This is a genomic window from Streptomyces sp. NBC_01351 (assembly GCF_036237315.1).
Lineage (GTDB): Bacteria > Actinomycetota > Actinomycetes > Streptomycetales > Streptomycetaceae > Streptomyces.
In genome coordinates, this window is sequence record NZ_CP108356.1 from 4,350,204 (window position 1) to 4,367,229 (window position 17,026).

The 17,026-nt window shown below is 72.9% G+C and carries 21 protein-coding genes; 9 read left to right on the forward strand and 12 right to left on the reverse strand.

The genetic code is table 11. From position 1 onward, the window contains the following. Positions 1–32: 32 nt before the first annotated feature. Both OG625_RS19950 and OG625_RS19955 read right to left on the reverse strand, forming a co-directional pair. Positions 33–2,027: an FUSC family protein gene (locus OG625_RS19950; RefSeq protein WP_329382706.1), complete on the reverse strand. Its 1,995-nt coding sequence runs from the start codon at positions 2,025–2,027 to the stop codon at positions 33–35. 53 nt (positions 2,028–2,080) lie between these two features. Continuing rightward, positions 2,081–2,908 carry a hypothetical protein gene (locus OG625_RS19955; RefSeq protein WP_329382709.1) on the reverse strand — a complete coding sequence of 276 codons (828 nt, stop codon included), beginning with the start codon at positions 2,906–2,908 and terminating at the stop codon, positions 2,081–2,083. Between the two features lie 110 nt (positions 2,909–3,018). Between OG625_RS19955 and OG625_RS19960 the strand changes: the two genes are divergently transcribed. From OG625_RS19960 to OG625_RS19970, 3 genes are all read left to right on the forward strand, one after another. Next, complete coding sequence (locus OG625_RS19960) at positions 3,019–3,510, forward strand: RrF2 family transcriptional regulator (protein ID WP_329390800.1); 492 nt, start codon at positions 3,019–3,021, stop codon at positions 3,508–3,510. A gap of 68 nt (positions 3,511–3,578) precedes the next feature. Next, positions 3,579–3,974 (forward strand): RidA family protein, encoded by a 396-nt coding sequence (locus OG625_RS19965; RefSeq protein WP_329382712.1) that lies wholly within the window; start codon positions 3,579–3,581, stop codon positions 3,972–3,974. A 72-nt stretch (positions 3,975–4,046) separates the two neighbouring features. Then, positions 4,047–4,454, forward strand: coding sequence for a hypothetical protein (locus OG625_RS19970; RefSeq protein WP_329382715.1), 408 nt, complete (start codon positions 4,047–4,049; stop codon positions 4,452–4,454). A 195-nt stretch (positions 4,455–4,649) separates the two neighbouring features. Here the strand turns inward: OG625_RS19970 and OG625_RS19975 are convergent, their stop codons facing one another. The 4 genes from OG625_RS19975 to OG625_RS19990 all read right to left on the reverse strand — a co-directional run bounded on the left by OG625_RS19975 (position 4,650) and on the right by OG625_RS19990 (position 6,553). After that, positions 4,650–4,808, reverse strand: coding sequence for a hypothetical protein (locus OG625_RS19975; protein ID WP_329382719.1), 159 nt, complete (start codon positions 4,806–4,808; stop codon positions 4,650–4,652). A gap of 60 nt (positions 4,809–4,868) precedes the next feature. Then, on the reverse strand, positions 4,869–5,207 hold the full coding sequence (locus OG625_RS19980) for a hypothetical protein (protein WP_329382722.1): 339 nt from the start codon (positions 5,205–5,207) through the stop codon (positions 4,869–4,871). A gap of 78 nt (positions 5,208–5,285) precedes the next feature. Continuing rightward, positions 5,286–5,957 carry a hypothetical protein gene (locus OG625_RS19985; RefSeq protein WP_329382725.1) on the reverse strand — a complete coding sequence of 224 codons (672 nt, stop codon included), beginning with the start codon at positions 5,955–5,957 and terminating at the stop codon, positions 5,286–5,288. Positions 5,958–6,328: 371 nt separating this feature from the next. After that, positions 6,329–6,553, reverse strand: coding sequence for a hypothetical protein (locus tag OG625_RS19990; RefSeq protein WP_329382728.1), 225 nt, complete (start codon positions 6,551–6,553; stop codon positions 6,329–6,331). A gap of 125 nt (positions 6,554–6,678) precedes the next feature. On the opposite strand from OG625_RS19990, the gene OG625_RS19995 reads away from it, so the two are divergent. From OG625_RS19995 to OG625_RS20005, 3 genes are all read left to right on the forward strand, one after another. Further along, positions 6,679–7,479 carry a hypothetical protein gene (locus OG625_RS19995; RefSeq protein ID WP_329382731.1) on the forward strand — a complete coding sequence of 267 codons (801 nt, stop codon included), beginning with the start codon at positions 6,679–6,681 and terminating at the stop codon, positions 7,477–7,479. After that, positions 7,476–9,527 carry a hypothetical protein gene (locus OG625_RS20000; RefSeq protein WP_329382734.1) on the forward strand — a complete coding sequence of 684 codons (2,052 nt, stop codon included), beginning with the start codon at positions 7,476–7,478 and terminating at the stop codon, positions 9,525–9,527. The genes OG625_RS19995 and OG625_RS20000 overlap by 4 nt, the downstream gene beginning before the upstream one ends. A gap of 120 nt (positions 9,528–9,647) precedes the next feature. Next, positions 9,648–11,213 carry a multicopper oxidase family protein gene (locus OG625_RS20005; RefSeq protein ID WP_329382737.1) on the forward strand — a complete coding sequence of 522 codons (1,566 nt, stop codon included), beginning with the start codon at positions 9,648–9,650 and terminating at the stop codon, positions 11,211–11,213. Between the two features lie 63 nt (positions 11,214–11,276). Here the strand turns inward: OG625_RS20005 and OG625_RS20010 are convergent, their stop codons facing one another. The 3 genes from OG625_RS20010 to OG625_RS20020 are packed head-to-tail and all read right to left on the reverse strand — an operon-like array spanning position 11,277 to position 12,578. Then, entirely contained in the window at positions 11,277–11,522 is a 246-nt protein-coding gene (locus tag OG625_RS20010) for a hypothetical protein (RefSeq protein ID WP_329382740.1), read from the reverse strand. 40 nt (positions 11,523–11,562) lie between these two features. Beyond that, on the reverse strand, positions 11,563–12,321 hold the full coding sequence (locus OG625_RS20015) for a CbtA family protein (RefSeq protein ID WP_329382743.1): 759 nt from the start codon (positions 12,319–12,321) through the stop codon (positions 11,563–11,565). 44 nt (positions 12,322–12,365) lie between these two features. Beyond that, positions 12,366–12,578 (reverse strand): CbtB domain-containing protein, encoded by a 213-nt coding sequence (locus OG625_RS20020; protein WP_329382746.1) that lies wholly within the window; start codon positions 12,576–12,578, stop codon positions 12,366–12,368. 220 nt (positions 12,579–12,798) lie between these two features. Here OG625_RS20020 and OG625_RS20025 point away from each other — a divergent pair, with 220 nt between their 5' ends. Next, on the forward strand, positions 12,799–13,281 hold the full coding sequence (locus OG625_RS20025; protein WP_443067740.1) for a histidine phosphatase family protein: 483 nt from the start codon (positions 12,799–12,801) through the stop codon (positions 13,279–13,281). Between the two features lie 18 nt (positions 13,282–13,299). Here the strand turns inward: OG625_RS20025 and pucL are convergent, their stop codons facing one another. The 3 genes from pucL to OG625_RS20040 all read right to left on the reverse strand — a co-directional run bounded on the left by pucL (position 13,300) and on the right by OG625_RS20040 (position 16,626). Continuing rightward, positions 13,300–14,217, reverse strand: coding sequence for a factor-independent urate hydroxylase (gene pucL, locus OG625_RS20030; protein WP_329382752.1), 918 nt, complete (start codon positions 14,215–14,217; stop codon positions 13,300–13,302). A 239-nt stretch (positions 14,218–14,456) separates the two neighbouring features. Further along, positions 14,457–15,818 (reverse strand): aspartate aminotransferase family protein, encoded by a 1,362-nt coding sequence (locus tag OG625_RS20035; protein WP_329382755.1) that lies wholly within the window; start codon positions 15,816–15,818, stop codon positions 14,457–14,459. 67 nt (positions 15,819–15,885) lie between these two features. Further along, complete coding sequence (locus tag OG625_RS20040; protein WP_329382758.1) at positions 15,886–16,626, reverse strand: SDR family NAD(P)-dependent oxidoreductase; 741 nt, start codon at positions 16,624–16,626, stop codon at positions 15,886–15,888. A 188-nt stretch (positions 16,627–16,814) separates the two neighbouring features. On the opposite strand from OG625_RS20040, the gene OG625_RS20045 reads away from it, so the two are divergent. Both OG625_RS20045 and kdpF read left to right on the forward strand, forming a co-directional pair. Then, on the forward strand, positions 16,815–16,937 hold the full coding sequence (locus OG625_RS20045) for a hypothetical protein (RefSeq protein WP_329382760.1): 123 nt from the start codon (positions 16,815–16,817) through the stop codon (positions 16,935–16,937). Further along, on the forward strand, positions 16,934–17,023 hold the full coding sequence (gene kdpF, locus OG625_RS20050) for a K(+)-transporting ATPase subunit F (protein ID WP_329382763.1): 90 nt from the start codon (positions 16,934–16,936) through the stop codon (positions 17,021–17,023). Before OG625_RS20045 ends, kdpF begins: the two co-directional genes overlap by 4 nt. The last annotated feature ends 3 nt before the right edge of the window (positions 17,024–17,026 follow it).

Sequence of the window (17,026 nt, forward strand, 5' to 3'; positions counted from 1 at the left end):
GGCTGGAAAGGTCGCCGGGCGGGCTGGAGGCGTCAGGGGTTCGGGCGGGCGATGGCCCGGGCTGCTGCCACCTCTTGGTGGACCGGGCCCAGCACGCTCGATTCGGCGGCCTGCGGTTCCACCTCCACGTGGACCGGGGTCGTGGAGTTCCGTACTCCCTCGGCGAGAGAGCGGAGCTCCCGCGCGATCCAGTCCACCTCGCTCGCCGCAGGCGGCACCGCGCCGTGGTTGACGCGGACGCGGGCGGCGGTGGTCGCGTCCACGATGCGTTCGACGGCCACCACCAGGGGCCACCAGGCGGCTGCGCGGGTGCCGGTCGGCGGGGGTTCGGTCAGGGCCCGCTGGAACTCGCTGCGCACGCCCGACAGGTCCCGGTAGATCCGTCGCCGGGCCTGCAGGCGGGACTGCCGGGCCACCCGGAGCGCCTCTTCGTCCGCGACCGGCGCGAAGGCCCGCTCCACGTACCGGGCGGCGTCGTCCACGGCCTCCGCGAGCCGGTCCCCGATCCGGGTGTGCCAGCTCTCGGGCCACAGCAGGTAGCCGGCGATCAGTGTGATGGCGCAGCCGATCAGGCTGTCCAACAGCCGGGGGCGGATCAGGTCGAAGCCCGAGTGGTTGAGCAGGTCCGAGAGGAGCAGGATGACCGGGGTGATCGCCGCGGTCTGGAAGGCGTAGCCCTTGGCGGAGAACGCGGGGATGAGGGCTGCCAGGACCATCATCACCGGGACGTCCCACCAGCCGCGCGGGACTTCGGCGAGTACGGCGGCCGCGATGACCAGGCCCGCGGCGGTGCCCAGCGCGCGCAGCACGGCCCGGGAGAACACCGAGCCGAAGTCGGGCTTGAGGACGAAGGTGACGGTCAGCGCGACCCAGTAGGACCGCTCCACCTCGATCAGGGAGACGAGGGACTGCGCGAGCCCGATGCACAGGGCGAGCCGCAGGCCGTACCGCCAGGAGGCGCCGGACAGCATCATGTCGCGGACCGCGTGCCGGGCGCGCACCCGCAGGGCGGCGGGCCGGCCGAGGCGGTCGTCGACGTTGAAGGGGTCGGGTTCGGGCTGGTGGACGATGTTCGCCGCGTGGCGCAGGGCAGCGTCGACGGCCCGCTCGGCGGGGGTGTGCGGTTCCGGCAGGTTCAGTTCGGGAGTACAGGTGCGGCCTTCCTCCACGGCCGTCGCCAGTTCTCTGACGGCCGCCGGGATCTCCGGGGGCATCGGGCGGCGGCGCAGGTGTGCGGCGGGCGCAGCCTCGACCAGTGGGATCACCACGTTGAGCTGGGCCAGCATCCGCACGAGTGCGGGGCTGCGGCCGTGGATCCGGGCCCGTCGGCCGAGTACGAGGTCGTAGGCCTGGTTCAGGGTCTGGGTGACCTGTTGGCGGCGCTCGTCGAAGGTGGCGCCCGGCCCGCCGGCGGCTTCCAGGGCGTCGGCCAGGGCCCGGTACGTGGCGGCCACGGCGGCCCGTTCAGGCTGCCGGCCGCGCAGCGGCCAGCCCAGCAGGGTCAGCGCGAGGACGAACAGCCCGCCCGCGCTCAGCAGTAGCGGAGCCGTCCACCAGGGCTGGGGCATGGGGAGCCCGGCGCCGACGACGGCGTTGAGCAGGAGGAGCAGCCCGCACGCCGAGGCGACCGTGCCGATCGAGGAGATCATGCCGGAGACCAGGGCGACCAGGGTGAGGGCGCCGACGGCGAGCCAGCCGTGCCCGAAGACCAGGGTGCCCAGCGCGATGCCGACGGCGCCGAAGAGCTGGGGGACGGCGATGTTCAGGATCCGCATCCGGTAGGCGTCGGCGGTGTCGCCGATGACCCCGGAGAGGGCGCCCATGGAGACGAGCGCGCCGTACTCGGGCTCGTCCAGTGCGAAGCCGACGGCCAGCGGGGCGGCCAGCGCGATCGCGGCCCGGGCCACGGCGGCCCAGGGGATCGGGGCGGAGGTCGGCTTCAGTGCCGAGAGCAGCCAGGCGGGCGGGGCCAGCGGATGGTGCCGGGCCCGCCGCGACGCTATGTGTTCGGTGCGTTCGGTGCTCATTCCCGTTTCCGTGCCGCCGCTCGCGAATCGGTTCTTGTCGGTACCTTCCGAGCTTATGGGGTGCGGCGCAGTCGGCCCGTCAGCCAGGCCACCAGCGCGGCGGCGAGACCGACGGCCAGCACCACCCAGGCGGTGGTGCGCAGGAACGCGGTGAGGGCGTCGTACACGGCCCCGGCGGCCGCCCGGTCGACGTCGGCGGGCAGATCGTCGAGGGTGAGCCCGCGGCAGAGGTCCACCGCGATCCACAGCAGGCCCGCACCGATCGCGAGCCCCAGCCCGGTGGCGATCACCGCGCGCCGTCGCCGGACGGCGACCGCGATGGCGGCCACGGCCAGGACGAGCGTCAGCACGGGCAGCCAGACGCCGGCGATCTGGAGCATGCGGAACCCCTTCCGGAGGGCGCCGAGGTTGTCGTACTCCATGACCTCCACGGAGACGTGGGTCACCGGGATCCGGTCGGCGAAGGGCACGCCGTCCTCGACGAGTTCCCCCTTGATCTGCGCGATGACGGGGGCGAGGTCGATGGTGACGGCGTCCCCGTGGCCGGTGGTGAGCGCGTCGAGGAAGGCGGCGTGCGCGGCGCGGTTGGCGGCGTCCCAGGCGGTCCGGTAGGCCGGGGTGCCGGCGAAGGAGCGCAGGGCCTCACCGAGCAGGGCGTCCACCCCGCTCTGGAAGGGGCCCGCGTCGATCTGTCCGGAGAGCGCGCGGGTGGACTGGGTGACGACGACGTGTCGGACGTCCGGGTTCTCGGCGAGCGGGGACATCGCGGCGGTGTAGCGGTCGGCGTCCGCCAACTCGCGGTCGGCCCAGTACGCGACGGCGCTCGCGGGCACGAGCAGGGTCACGAGCACGATGAGTACCGTCGACAGGATGGTGCGCACGTCACCAGGGAAAGCGGGCGCGGGCCCGGGCGCGAGCGGTGTTGCTGCGGGCGGGTGGCGTGGCGCCCTTGCGTTCAGAATCCTGGATATTTAATATCCAGAATATGAAGATGGGCGAGGGCGTCGAGTGGGCGCTGCACAGCTGCGTCAACCTGGCCTGGATCGGCCCCGATCGGGCCGTGTCCGCGGCGCGGCTCGCCGCCTGGCACGAACTGCCCGCGGCCTACCTGAACAAGCAGCTCCAGGCGCTGGCCCGGGCGGGCATCCTCACTTCCAGCCCCGGCCCCCGCGGCGGCTTCCGGCTGGCCCGCCCGCTCGCCGCCATCTCGCTCATGGACGTGGTCGCCGCCGTCGAGGGGCCCGAGGAGGCCTTCCGGTGCGCGGAGATCCGGGAGCAGGGCCCCGGGGCGGAACCGGCTCCGGGGGCGGCGGCAGAGGCCGGCCAGGGCGCGGAGTGTGCCATCGCGCACGCCATGACCCGGGCCGAACTGGCCTGGCGCCGGGCCCTCGCCGCCCAGAACCTCGACGAGATCCGGCAGCAGGCCGAACGGCAGGCCCCCCGGGCCGCCGAGCGGCTCCGCGCCTGGCTCGCCGAGCAGTAGTCAGAGCGAGCGAGCAGCAGTTCAGAGCACGTGGTCAGACAGCACGGATACGGAAGCAGGAGATCGGCATGACGCGCAGCATCATCAACCCGGCAGGACTCCACACCCCGACCGACTACGGCTACAGCCACATCGTCTCCGCACCCGGCGAGCAGGTCTTCATAGCCGGCCAGTACGGCTCCGACGAGAACGGCCACGTCGTCTCCGACGACTTCGCCGACCAGGTCGAGCGGGCCTTCGCCAACCTCCTCACCGCACTGGCGGCCGTCGGCCTCGGCCCCGCCGACGTGGTCCGCATCGGCACCTACGTCGTCGGGCACGACCAGGGCAGGCTGGAGGTCCTCCTCAAGCAGCTGCACGCCACCTGGGGCATCGAGCTGCCCGCCCAGACCCTGATCGGGGTCGCCGCCCTCGCCCTGCCCGACATGCTCTTCGAGATCGACGCCGTCGCCGTGCGCGGCTGACCCGCCCGGTTGATCCACTTGCCGGTCGGGGGCGGCGGGTGTGCCCTGGATGATGGGAGAGAGGAGCCCGTCATGGCACATGCGGCACCCACCGCCCTCGGGCGGCAGCACTGGCAGATGGCGGACATGACCCACCTGAGCAGTGGCGCCTATGTCCGGCCGCTGCTCCTCGGACTCGTCTACGGGGTCTGGGCCGCCTTCATCCAGCGGCAGACCGGCCCGGTCGACGCGGGCAACGTCTTCTACGGGATCCTGTGCGGCGTGCTCTTCGCCGGGATCATGTTCACGCTCGCCCGGATCGGCCCGCGCCTCAAGCGCGAGGTCCACGCGGCGGCGTACGGGGCCTTCGCGGGCATCGCCGTGGGCTACCTGCACAGCCTCACCAACCAGTCGATCCTGAAGGCCGTCGTGGTGGGCCTGGCCGTCGCCGTGGGTGTCGGCGCGGCCGCGTTCTACCGCTACTACACCCGCGAGGACTGAGACCGTCCTTGTGGACGGCGGTACTTTCGGCCGGGCCGGGTCGGTACTTCCGCCCGAGGCGGCCGGGGGGTCGCACCGCCCAGACTGGACAGTGGCGCCGGTTCCCGTGCCGTGGTCGAACCTCACGTGACCACTCTCCGTTGCCGAGGCACGGGAACCGGCGCTTCTTCGCGTGCGGCGCTTTCGACGGCGGGCCTACGCGGCGGGGTCCGCGGGGGCCTTCTGCGGCTGTTCACTCTCCGACGCGACGGGCTCGGCCGGGCGCACTGGCTCGGTCTGTCGGACCGGCGGGGTGAAACGGGCGGCCTCGGCACGGAGCATGGCGTTCAGCGCGGCGTACGGGTCGATGGGCATGACGGAACCTCACGGTGTGGGGGAGTGCGGGGTGGGGGGCTGCGTCGGGGCTCGGCCCGGTCAGCAGCGCAGGACCACGCTCCGCGCCGCCCCCGCGGACGGCGCCGATCCGGTCGCCCCGCACCCGCGGGCCCCGGCATGTTTCACGTGAAACACCGGAGCCGGCCTCAGCCGTACGCCCGAGATCCCGCGCGTGGCCGGCCGTACGGCGGCCCGCGCCTCGGGATCGGCGGCCGGATCGGACGGCCCCTCGGTGGGCTCCGTCGGGGCGGTGGAGGCGGGCCGCGACTCGGCGGCCATCGCGGCGGCCGGACCGGCGCCGAACACGCACAGCAGCACGACGCAGGCCACGGTCAGGACCTGGGCCAATGCCGTTCGCGCGAGCTGCCTCCCGTTCATGCGAGGGGTGTGCCCCGGCAGCCGGGGCGGCTCCCGGCCGCGCCGCGAGAAGCCCCCGACCGGGGGACGAAGACCCCCCTAGCGGGTGCGGCGCTGCCCCGTCAGCCGGGCCAGCGCGGCGGTCTCGCCGTCGAGCAGCAGCAGTTGGGGCCGCCCGGCCGGGTCCTCGCCTCCGGGGATGTCCGCGGAGGTGTTCGCAGGTGTGTCCTCGGGTGTGTCCCCGGAGGCCTCGCCGGGGGAGACGCGTACGACGGTGAACACGGCCGTCCGGCCGTCCGCGCGCGGGATCTCCACGGTCCAGCCCGGCCGCAGTTCGCCGAGGCGGAGCCCCGCTGCAGTGACCACGGCGGTGCCGGTCGTGCCGGGCGTCGGGCCGCCGAGCTCCCAGGAGGCCGCTGCTCCTGCAGTGCGGGCCAGCGGCAGGTCGACGCGCAGGCTCGGGATGCGCAGCCGCAGGGGCCGGGCGGGCAGGAGCGGGCCGGTGACCGCCCGCAGCGGCCCGGGGGCACCGTGGGCGGTCCTCGGTGACCGGGCCGCCGCCCCCTTCGCGGGGCGGTGTTCGTCGGAGCGTTCCAGTTGGCGGACGAGGCGGCGGTGGCCGGACAGGCCCAGGGCCCGCGAGGGCAGGGAGTCGTCGGTGGTCGGGGTCGACGCCGTGGGACGGGCGCCCTCGGTGTTCTGCAACACCCCGATGCCGGTGGACAGCAGAGTCACCGTCAACGCGGCGACGACCCACTTGGCGCGGGGCATGGCGATCCCTCCTGTCCGGCCCGGGGGCCGGGTCATATGAGCAGTGGACACCTCCTCTGCCCATCCGCACCCTGTGAAACACCGGATGGTGACGGCGCGTCACGGGTGCGAGGCGCCGGAACGCGGGCGTCTTCGCAGATGGCGGCCGGTCCGCCCGTCGGGACGGGCGGCGAGGGGCGTACGCCCGAACGGGTGAGATGCAGGCAGGGGCCTTCGGGCGTGTCGGGGCGGCGGCACGTTCTGCCACATGCGAAAACCTGTCAAACAAGGTCACGGGGAACGTTGTTGACGTGAGTTGCGGGGCTCCGTCCACCCCCTTTGCCTTGAGCCATGAATGATCCTTTTGCATATGCCCTTGCCATGGGCGTGCCTCAACTCGGGCCGGAGGCAGGCAGCGATGAAGGCACCGCCGAAGGCAGTGACGGCAGAGCCGGAGCAGCGGCCCGGATGAGGTACCCGGCGGAGACCGGCGGGAGGGTGATCGCGGTGGTCGGCGTCGTCGGCTGGAGGGCCGAGAGCCGCCGCAGCAGCCGCGCACCCAGCTCCGGGCCGACCGCCTCGGCCAGTACCGCGGTCGGGGTGGGCCGCGCGTGCACCCAGCCGATGCGGCGCAGCCCCGACCAGTCCGCTTCCTCGCCGGCATCGGCCAGGGCGCGGGCGCCAATTCCGGGCCGTTGAGGCCGAACGCGGAGAGTTCCGCGGAGCCGGGGAAGCCCGGCGGGTGCGCGGCGCCGCCGCCCGGGTAATGGATGAGCGGATCGCTGAATCCCGGCTCGCCGCCGAATTCGAGGGAATCGCGCGAATAGAAGCCGACCCCGTCGAAATCCTCGTCCCGCTCCAGGACGAGCGCGGTGGCGGCGTCGGAGAACAGCGCCCCGGAGCACCACAGGGTGTGCGCGAAGGGGTGCTCGCCGTTCTCACCGCCGTAGGAGGCGATGATCCCGTTGTCGTCGATGCCGATCGGGCTGGCCGCGTTGTAGGTGACGACGAGGGCCCGCTTGGCGTCCGTCCGGGCCAGGTGCGCGGCCACCCGCGACAGGCCGCCGCAGCCGGCGCCGAGCTGGAACGGGGGCACGCTGTCGGGGATGCGGAGGCGTCGCAGCAGGTTGAAGGCGTCCTGGTCGAGCATGATCTCGTACGGCGTGCAGGTCGCGACGAAGACGGCGTCGATGTCGTCGGGCTCGGCGTGGGCGGAGCGCAGCGCCTGTTGGGCCACGGTGACGACGGCGTCGAGCGCCCCGAACCGCTCCCGGTCCCAGCTCTTGGAGACGACCCCGAGTATCCGCTCGACGTCTTCGCCCCGGAGCTCCTCGCCGAGGCGGCGGCGGTGCGGGATGTGGGCGAGCCGGGCCCAGTCGTCCACGGAGATGATCTCGCCGATCTGGGCTCCGATTCCGGAAATCCGGTACGGAAAGTCGTACGCGTGGGTCGTCGCGGAAGTCATGTTTCTCCGGTCCGTCGATTTCGATGGGGACGGATTCAGGGAACACCAGGGCGCGGACCGGAAGAAGGAAATGCGTGACCGGAATGGTGAAAGCGTTGAACGGTGGCGACGGCGACGGCGGCGGTAGCGGTAGCGGTAGCGGTGGTAACGGCGGAGGTGCGGGGGCCGGTGGGCGCCGGCGGCGGCCGCCGAACGACAGGCTGGCGGCGCTGCTGGCCGAGGCGGGGTGCACGGGCGCGGAACTCGCCCGGAGCGTCAACGCCCTCGGGACCCTCCAGGGGCTCGCCCTGCGCTACGACCGCACCGCGGTGGCGCACTGGCTGTCGGGGACCCGGCCGCGGCCACCCGTTCCGACGCTGATCGCGGCGGCGCTGACCGACCGGTGCGGGCGGCTGGTCACCCTGGAGGAAGCGGGCCTCGCGGAGCCCGCGCCGGCAGGCGGCCGGGGGGCGGGGCCCGGGGCGGTACCGGCGGGCGGCTCCGCGGCCGGCCGGGCGGACGGCGCCGCCCCCGGTTCCCCGGCCGTCGCCGCCTTCCCCGGTGCCCACTCCGACTCCCACTCCGAGGGGTTGCGGCGGCTGGCCGTCCAGACCCTCGCGGACACCGACCCGCGCACCCGTCCCGGGCTGCTGCGCAACCCGTACCAGCCGGGACCGGTCGAGGCCTGGCGCCCCGCGCCGGCGCCCCCTGGCCCCGGCCCGCTGCCCGGCACCTCGGTCGCGCAGCTCGCGGCCCGCCGCCAACTCGCGGGGCACGCGGAGCAACTGCGCGCCCTCGTCCACAGCTTCGCCGGGCTCTACCTCACGCACGGCGGCGTACACACCCGCGCCGCCCTGGCCGCCTGGCTGGCCCAGGACGCGGGCGCCTTCGCCGCACGCTTCGTACTCGCCCCGGCGGACCGCGCCCCGCGGGGCGGCGGGGCCTTCCCGGCGGGTTCCGCCGCGCGGGGCCGGGGCGGCCCGGTGCTCCCTGCGGATGCCGCCGCGGGCCCGGGTGGGCCGGTCGCCCCGGGCGCCCGGGGCGGGGCCGCGGCCGCTCGGGACGCCGCCCGGGGTCTCGGCGGCACGGTCCCGCCGGCGGGTTCCGCCACGGGCCCGGGTGGGCCCGTCGCCCCAGGCGCCCGGGGCGGGCCCGCGGCAGGGACGGACGCCGTCCGGGGCCGGGGCGGCCCGGTGCCGCCGGCGGGCTCCGCCGTGCGCCCGGGTGGGCCCGTCGCCCCGGGGGCCCGGGGCGGGGCCGCGGCCACGGCCGCTCGGGACGCCGCGCGGGGTCTTGCCGGCCCGGTCCCGCCGACGGGTTCCGACGCGCACGGAGCCGGCGGCGGTCACGGAGCCGGTCCCGGCGGCCTGGCGGGCGCCGTCGGGTCGGCCGCGCAGTGGTCCGATGCGCGGGAGGTGCTGTGCTGCTACGCCCAACTCGCGCACCTGCTGGCCGACATGACGGCCGACGCAGGCCACCACGGGCTCGCGCAGGAGTACCACGTCATATCCCTCGGGCTGGCCCGGCAGGCCGGGGACCGGCGGATGTACGCGATCACCCTGCGGGCCATGAGCGCGCACGCGGGCCGGCTCGGGCAGCCCGCGCACGCGGTCCGGCTGGCCCTGCTCGCCGTGGACACCGCCCCCGGCGACGGGGACCCGGCCGTACGGGCCTACCTCCTCGCCCAGCGCGCGGCGGCCCGCGCCCACGCCGGGGAACGCGCAGCCGCACTCGCCGATCTGGCGGCCGCCGACGAACTGCTGACCCCGGCCCCGCAGGACCCGGGCCCCTTCGACTCGTACGGCAGGGCCGACCTCGCCTTCGCCCGGGCCAGGACCCACCTCGCGCTCGGCGAGTACTCGGCCGCCGCCGACGCCCTGGAACAGTCCCTGCGCGCCCGGCCGCCCGGCCACCACCGGCCCACCGCGCTCACACACGCGCTGCTCGCGGAGACCGTCCTGCGGCTCGGCCACCTCACCGGCGCCTGCGAGCACTGGCAGGCCTTCCTCACCGCGCTCCCCGCCGTGCACTCCCGTGCGGCCAGGGAGGCCCTCGGGCGGCTGCTGCGCGACCTCACCCCGTACCGGCACGTCCGCGAGGCGGTCCCGACCCTGGCCATGGCGAGGGCCTTCGCGGAGCGCCTCTGAGCCGCTCCGAGCCCCGGGGACGGCTCAGGGACGCCTCAGGGACGGACCGGGGACGGATCGGGGACGGATCCGGGACGGGCCCTGATGGCCGGGCCCGTCCGCGTCCGTAGCGTCGTGGACATGTCGAAGAGCGGGAAGAACCAGGGGAACGACAAGCGCCGGATGCCCCGGTGGAAGCGGGTGTCGCTGATCCTCGGCGCGGTCGCCGGGGTCTTCGTCCTCACCATCGGCTCCCTGTTCACCTGGCTCTACACCGGAGCCAAGCTGTCCACCGTCGGGGCCGTGGACTTCACCAACGCCCTCCGCGTGCCGCCCCTCGCCCCGTCCACCGTCGAGGCGGACGGGACACGGGTCTTCGACCTGCGGATGCAGGCGGGGCAGACGGAGTTCACACCGGGTGCCCCGACCCCGACCTGGGGGTTCAACGGCAGCTGCCTCGGACCCACCCTGCGCGCGGCGAAGGGCGAGAAGGTGCGGGTGAGGATAGCCAACGGGCTCTCGGAGGAGTCCACGGTCCACTGGCACGGCATGCACCTGCCCGCCGCGATGGACGGCGGGCCGCACCAGATGGTGCCGGCGGGCGGCAGTTGGGCGCCGGAGTGGACCGTCGACCAGCCGGCCGCCACCCTCTGGTACCACCCGCACCCGCACGGCGCGACCGAGACGCACGTCCAGCGGGGCCTCGCGGGCCTGTTCCTCCTCGACGACGCGGAGAGCCGGGCGCTCGACCTGCCCGACCGGTACGGGATCGACGACGTGCCCGTCATCGTCCAGGACGTACGGTTCGACGGCGATGCCCGCTTCGACCACGACCACAAGCTGATGCGCAACGTCGGTTTCCTCGGCGACCGGACGATGGTCAACGGCACCCTGGACCCGTACTTCACCGTCGGCGACGAGCTGGTCCGGCTGCGGCTGCTGAACGCCTCCACCGCCCGCGTGTACACCTTCGGCTTCGACGACGGACGCGAGTTCCGGCAGATCGCCTCCGACGGCGGCCTCCTCGAAGCCCCGCACACCACCGACCGGCTGCGGCTGTCCCCGGGGGAGCGCGCGGAGGTCGTCGTACGGATGCAGCCGGGCGAGCGGACCGTCCTGCGCTCCCACCCCCTGGACGCCGGACTGGACTTCTGGAACCAGCGGTTCGGGGGCGGCGACGACTCCTTCGACGTGATGGAGCTCCGCGCGGCCCCCACCCTGCGCCCCTCGCCGGACGTCCCGTCGGCGCTGACCCGCCTCGCGCTCCCCACGGGGGAGGACTCGGCCCGCAGCCGGTTCTTCGAGCTCAAGCTGTCCGGGATCAACGGCCGGAAGATGGACATGGCCCGGGTGGACGAGACGGTCACCCGCGGCACCGCCGAGACCTGGACGCTCCGCAACCAGGACGGGATGCCGCACAACTTCCACGTCCACGACGTGCAGTTCCGGATCCTCGACATCGACGGGAAGGCCCCGCCACCGCCGCTGCGGGGCCCGAAGGACACCGTGTTCATCCCGTCCGGTTCGACGGTCCGCATCGCGATGCGCTTCGACGGCCCCGCGGACCCGGACGTCCCGTACATGTACCACTGCCACCTGCTGTACCACGAGGACCAGGGCATGATGGGCCAGTTCGTGGTCGTGGACCCGGGCGCCACCGCAGGCACCCCCAAACCGCCCGCCTCGGGCGGCTCACATCAGCACTAGCGCGTCCAGAGCCCCTACCAGGGGTTCGGGATCACGCCGCAGGATCCCGCCGGCCCCGCAGGCTCAGGTCAGGACCAGCGCCGCCGCCCCCGCGCCCATCGCCACCGCGGCCAGGTGGATGGCCGGGTGGCCGTAGTCGCCCGACCAGAGGTGGCGGGCCAGGCCGCCGAGGGCGGCCAGGGAGGCGATGACGCCGATCTGGCCGAACAGCGTGACGGCGGTGAAGGGGGCCAGGAGCAGCAGGAGCGAGTTCAGCCAGAACGGGGCGGCGCCCGTCCATCCTCGCCATTCCCTGATCGCCGTCGGCATGTACTACCGGCCCCCTCGATGTGGAGTTGTCGTCAGATCGTCAACTCGTGGGCTGCAAAGCCTCCTTGGGTGCGACCGGCGGCACAAGGGCGCGTTCGGCAAGAAAACCGAAGGCGAGGCCGAAAGTCGTCCACAGTGCGGTCTGGATGGCCAGCGACGCGAGGCGGAAGTCCCAGATGAGCGCGGCCGGGAAGTCCGCCGGGACCTCGTTGATGCCGGGCAGGACGGCGTACGAGATTCCGACGAGCAGGACGAAGCCCAGGCCGCCGACGGCCGAGGCGTTCCAGTTGCCGAGCTTCGGCGCGAGTCGCCGGCCGAGGATCAGCGCACCCGCCGCGAGCAGCGCGCTCAGGGCGATCATCAGGAGGTAGAGGGCGGTCCGCCGGGCGGCCGTGTCGGGGTCGCCGACGGCCGGCGGGTTGGCCGGGTACTTGAAGAACGGCACCAGGGTGACGGTGACGAACAGACCCGCGGTGACCAGCGCCGCCGTGGCCCGCGGGCCGAAGCGGCCGATGCGGCCCAAGGCGTAGCAGAAGACGAGCGCGGCGATGCCGCCGAGCGCGACCCCGTAGAACAGGACGCCGGTGCCGAGGCCGGCCGTCGCCTGGAGGACCCGGCTGACCGGGGCCTCCTCGCCGTGGTCGTGGCCGCCCACGGCGGCGCCGGCCTCCTCGATGGCGATGGCCGCGTCGACCTTGGACTCGCCGAGCAGGTACGCGACGAGGAAGGCGGCCACGCCGGCGAGGACACCGGCCAGCATGCCCCGGACCAGCAGGATGCGGGGGGAGACAGTGTTCATGTGTGTTTGCGTTCCCTTGCGGAGAGCGGGATCAGGCAGGGGAATCAGTGGCAGGGGAAGCCGAGCAGGTGGCGGCCGTCGTGCAGCCACTCGTGGACGGTCTCGCCCTCGAAGATGGCGGTGGCGCCCTGCTCGATGCCGACGAAGTACAGCAGGACCAGCGTGAGGACGGCGACGAAGGCGGCCCAGGGGGCGAGCGCGGAGAGTGAGATCGGGGCGACGGCGGGAGCCGTCGTGGGCACGGCGGAGTGGGCCATGGCTGAAACCTCCAGAGGGAACACGCGTCCCGGTCAGTGGTGCTCGCGACGACGGTGGCGGGTCTGACTTACCTCCCCCTCCGGGAGGATTCACAGTGGCGCGACCGTGCCGGATTCTCACCGATGCTTCCGTCGTACCGTCGTCATGTAGTTATGTCGTCCGAGACCGTACCGCGCTTACGCTCCCCTTATGAACCCCCCATTGGTACGAGTTCATCTCGTGAGACCCCCGCTGGACGCGGCTGCCCGCCAGGGACGCTTCGGAAACCCCGAAAACGCGCCCGTCCGCGCCGGTCACGAAGGTCTGCGCGGCCTCGACGCGGGGGAGTGGGCGGGGCGGACGCTGGACGAGGTGGCCGCCGCGGATCCGGCGGGCGTGCGGGCCTGGCTGACGGATCCCGGGTACGCGCCGCCGGGCGGCGAGTCGGTGGACGGACTGATCGCCCGCGTCGGGGCGGAGCTGGCCGGCCTGGCGCCGGGCACGCACCGGTTCGTCGTCGAACAGGCCGTCGTCCGCGCGGCCGTGGTGCATGCGCTCGACCTGCCGGCCGCGGCCTTCTGGCGGCTCGACGTACGGCCGGAGTCGGTGACCACCCTCACAGGCCGGGCGGGGCGCTGGAACCTGCTGGTCGGGCAGGAGGGCGGGCAGGAGGGCGGGCGGCAGAACGGCCCGGACCCCGCGACGCGGTCCGGGCCGAACTGACGTGGGGAGCAAGCCGTGTTACGCGACGATCCAGTCGGACGTGGCGATCACCGGCTGCACGCCGTCGCGGTGGATGGTGCCCTCGATCAGGCCGTACGGGCGGTCCGCCGCGAAGTAGACCTCGTTGTCGTTCTTGAGGCCGAAGGGCTCCAGGTCGACGAGGAAGTGGTGCTTGTTGGGGAGGTTGAGGCGAACCTCGTTGACCTTGGGGCAGTTGTCGAGCACCCGCTCGGCCATCTGGTTCAGGGTCTGCTGCAGCGAGTAGGAGTAGGTCTCCGCGAAGGCTTCCAGCATGTTCTTGCGGACCTTCTTGTACGACTGGTCCCAGTCGTACGAGGAGTCGTCGGCGGCGAGCGCCGAGTGCGCCCAGCGCGCGGTGACCTTGGTCGCCAGGATGCGGTCGTACGCTTCCTTCAGCGTCGTGTACTTGTCCTTGATGTAGCCGTGGAACTCGGAGTTGGTCGAGTTCATCACCGTCAGGTCCTTCAGCCCCGAGATGACCTGCAGGCCGGTGGTCTCGCTGTAGGTGATCTGCGCGGTGCGCACTTCCTGGCCCTTGCGGACGAAGGAGTGCTGCTCCTTGCGGGTCGGGACCGGGATCCGCTCCCAGGCGTACTCCTCGACGCGGATCTGCGCCTCGCGGATCGGGGACTGGGAGGAGACGAAGTGCTTCGCGAGCAGGATGCCGAAGGCCTCGGGCGACTCGATGCCGTGCTCCTTGCCGAAGGCGTACACCGTGTTCTTGGTGGTGTCGGTCGGCAGGCAGTTGGCGTTGTCGCCGGTCAGGTGGACGTCGCGGAACTCGCCGCGGAGCGCCACCGACACGTTGAGGTCACGGATCTCGGCCCAGGAACCGTCGCTGCCCTTGCGGGTGACCTTGACGATGCGGTTCTCGGCCTTGCCGTACTGGTTCTGGGCCAGGACGTGCTTGCTCATGGCTGTCTTCCTTCGGGTACACGGAGTCCGACTGACTGGATCCCGTACGCCCGGCGTCCAGCGGAAGGCCCGCTCCCCGCCGTTCGGTCACGGAGGACCGCCCCGGGACTGACGTGCATCCCGGTCCGTAGGTGCTCTGTCGGATTTCAGCACGTTCACGTGGTGTTCGTAATGGCGCGGAACGTCCAAGACAGGCACCCACGGATTGGGCGACCGTGCATTCGTGCAGGTCGGGCGGGTCAGGCCAGGTGCGCGTCGGCGACCGAGAGGGCGCCGTCGAGGATCTCCAGCCCCTTGGCGACGTCGTCGGCCGTGATGTTGCAGGGCGGCGCGACGTGGATGCGGTTGCCCGCGATCAGCGGCCAGAGCCCGCCCTTCTTGCAGGCGGCCCCGAAGGCGGCCATCGGCGCGTTGTCCGCCCCGGCGGCGTTGTACGGGACGAGTGGCTCGCGCGTCTCCTTGTCCCGTACGAGCTCCAGCGCCCAGAAGGTGCCCAGGCCGCGGACCTCGCCGACCGAGGGGTGCCGCTCGGCGAGCGCGCGCAGGCCCGGGCCCAGCAGCTCGGTGCCGGTGCGGGCGGACTGCTCGACGATGCCCTCCTCGGCCATGACGTTGATCGTGGCGACGGCCGCGGCGCAGGCCAGCACGTGCCCGGAGTACGTGAGCCCGCCCGGGTAGGGGCGGGTGGCGAACGTGGCGGCGACGGCGGGCGAGATGGCGACGCCGCCGAGGGGCACGTAGCCGCTGTTGACGCCCTTGGCGAAGCAGAGCAGGTCGGGGACGACGCCCCAGTGGTCGGCGGCGAACCAGGCGCCGGTGCGGCCGAAGCCGACCATGACCTCGTCCAGGACCAGCAGGATGCCGTAGCGGTCGCAGAGGGCGCGCACGCCGGTCAGGTAGCCGTCGGGGTGGACGAGCACGCCGGGGGCGCCGCCGACGGTCTCCAGGACGATCGCGGCGATGGACTGCGGGCCCTCGAAGACGATGGTGTCCTCCAGGTGGCGCAGGGCGCGCTCGCACTCCTCGGCCTCGGTCGCCGCGTAGAAGGGCGAGCGGTAGGCGAAGGGCCCCCAGAAGTGCACGACGCCGGCGGTCGCGGTGTCGTTGCCGAAGCGGCGGGCGTCACCGGTCAGGTTGATCGCGGTGGACGTCGCCCCGTGGTACGAGCGGTACGCGGACATCACCTTGGGCCGGCCGGTGTGTACGCGGGCCATGCGGACGGCGTTCTCGACGGCCTCGGCCCCGCCGTTCGTGAAGAAGATCTTGTCGAGGTCGCCCGGGGTGCGCTCGGCGATCAGCCGCGCGGCCTCGGAGCGCACGTCCACGGCGAAGCCGGGCGCGACGGTGCACAGCTTGGCCGCCTGCTCCTGGATGGCCGCGGTGACCTTGGGGTGCTGGTAGCCGATGTTGGTGTAGACGAGGGCGCTGGAGAAGTCGAGGTAGCGGTTCCCGTCGTAGTCCCAGAAGTACGACCCCTCGGCCCCGGCCACGGCGAGCGGGTCGATGAGTTCCTGCGCCGACCAGGAGTGGAAAACGTGCTTCCGGTCTGCGTCCTTGACTGCGTCTTTTTCGGCGGCGAAGGCGTCGGCTGGCGTGTTCATAAAACGAGGGTAGTCGTCCAGGATGTGGACACGGTGCAGTGTCCACACCACGGGACGCCCCGGGGAATCAGACGATGTGGCGTCCGCCGTCGACGGTGAGGACATCGCCCGTCGTGTACGCGGCGTTGACCAGGTAGAGGGCGGCCTCGGCGACGTCGTCGGGGGTGCCGACGCGGCGCAGCGGGGTGTTCTCGGTGATCCAGTCCCGCGAGCTCTCCCAGACCTGAGCGGCGTCCTCGTACCAGGGGGTGTCGATGAGGCCGGGGGCCACGGCGTTGACGCGGATGGCGGGTCCGAGCTGGGAGGCGAGCAGGCGGGTCATGTGGTTGACCGCGGCCTTGCTGACGGCGTACGGGACGGAGCTTCCGAGGGCGCGGGTGGCGGAGACGGAGGAGATGTTGACGATCGAGGCCGACTCGGACTTGCGCAGGTGGGGGGCGGCGGCGGTGATCATCTGCCAGGCGCCGATGACGTTGACGTCGAAGATCTCGCGCCAGGCGTCGGCGTCCGCGGCCTCCAGGTCGTCCAGCGGGATGAACCGGGTGACGCCCGCGTTGTTGACGAGGATGTCCAGCCGGCCGTGGGCCTCGGCGGCGCTCTCCACGATCCGCCGGGCGTCCGCCGCGTCGGCCACGTCGCCCTGTACGTAGACCGCCCCGGGGAGCTCCGCGGCCAGTGCCCGTCCGGCGCTCTCGCTGCGGGCGGAGTTGACGACGACGCGGATGCCCTCCGCGCTCAGCCGGCGAGCGATGGAGGCACCGATTCCGGACGAGGAACCGGTGATCAGTGCGACGCGGCTCTCGGCCATGGGTCTTCCTCCTGAAGCTCTTGATCGTGACGGACGAACGCGAGCGTAACTTGTCGCATCGCGGAATTTGATTTCCGACATGTGAAAGTTTGGCGATCGGCGTTAGAGAGCCGTCAAGGGCGGGTGCGCGGGCGTATGGGGCCCGTCAAGGAGAGCTGTGAGGGCCGGAAAAGGGGGTCCACTCGGAGTTGTCCGATTTTCATCCCTCGCACCTCCGGGAGCTCACGATGGCCGACCTGGCCTTCGTCGTCACCACGATCGCGCTGTTCGCGCTGGTGGCCCTCGTCGCCAAGGGGGTGGCCAAGCTGTGAGCGCCGAAAGCGTCGTCGGTCTGCTGGTCGCCTTCTCCCTCCTGGGCTATCTCGTTCTCGCCCTCGTGTACCCGGAGAGGTTCTGAGCC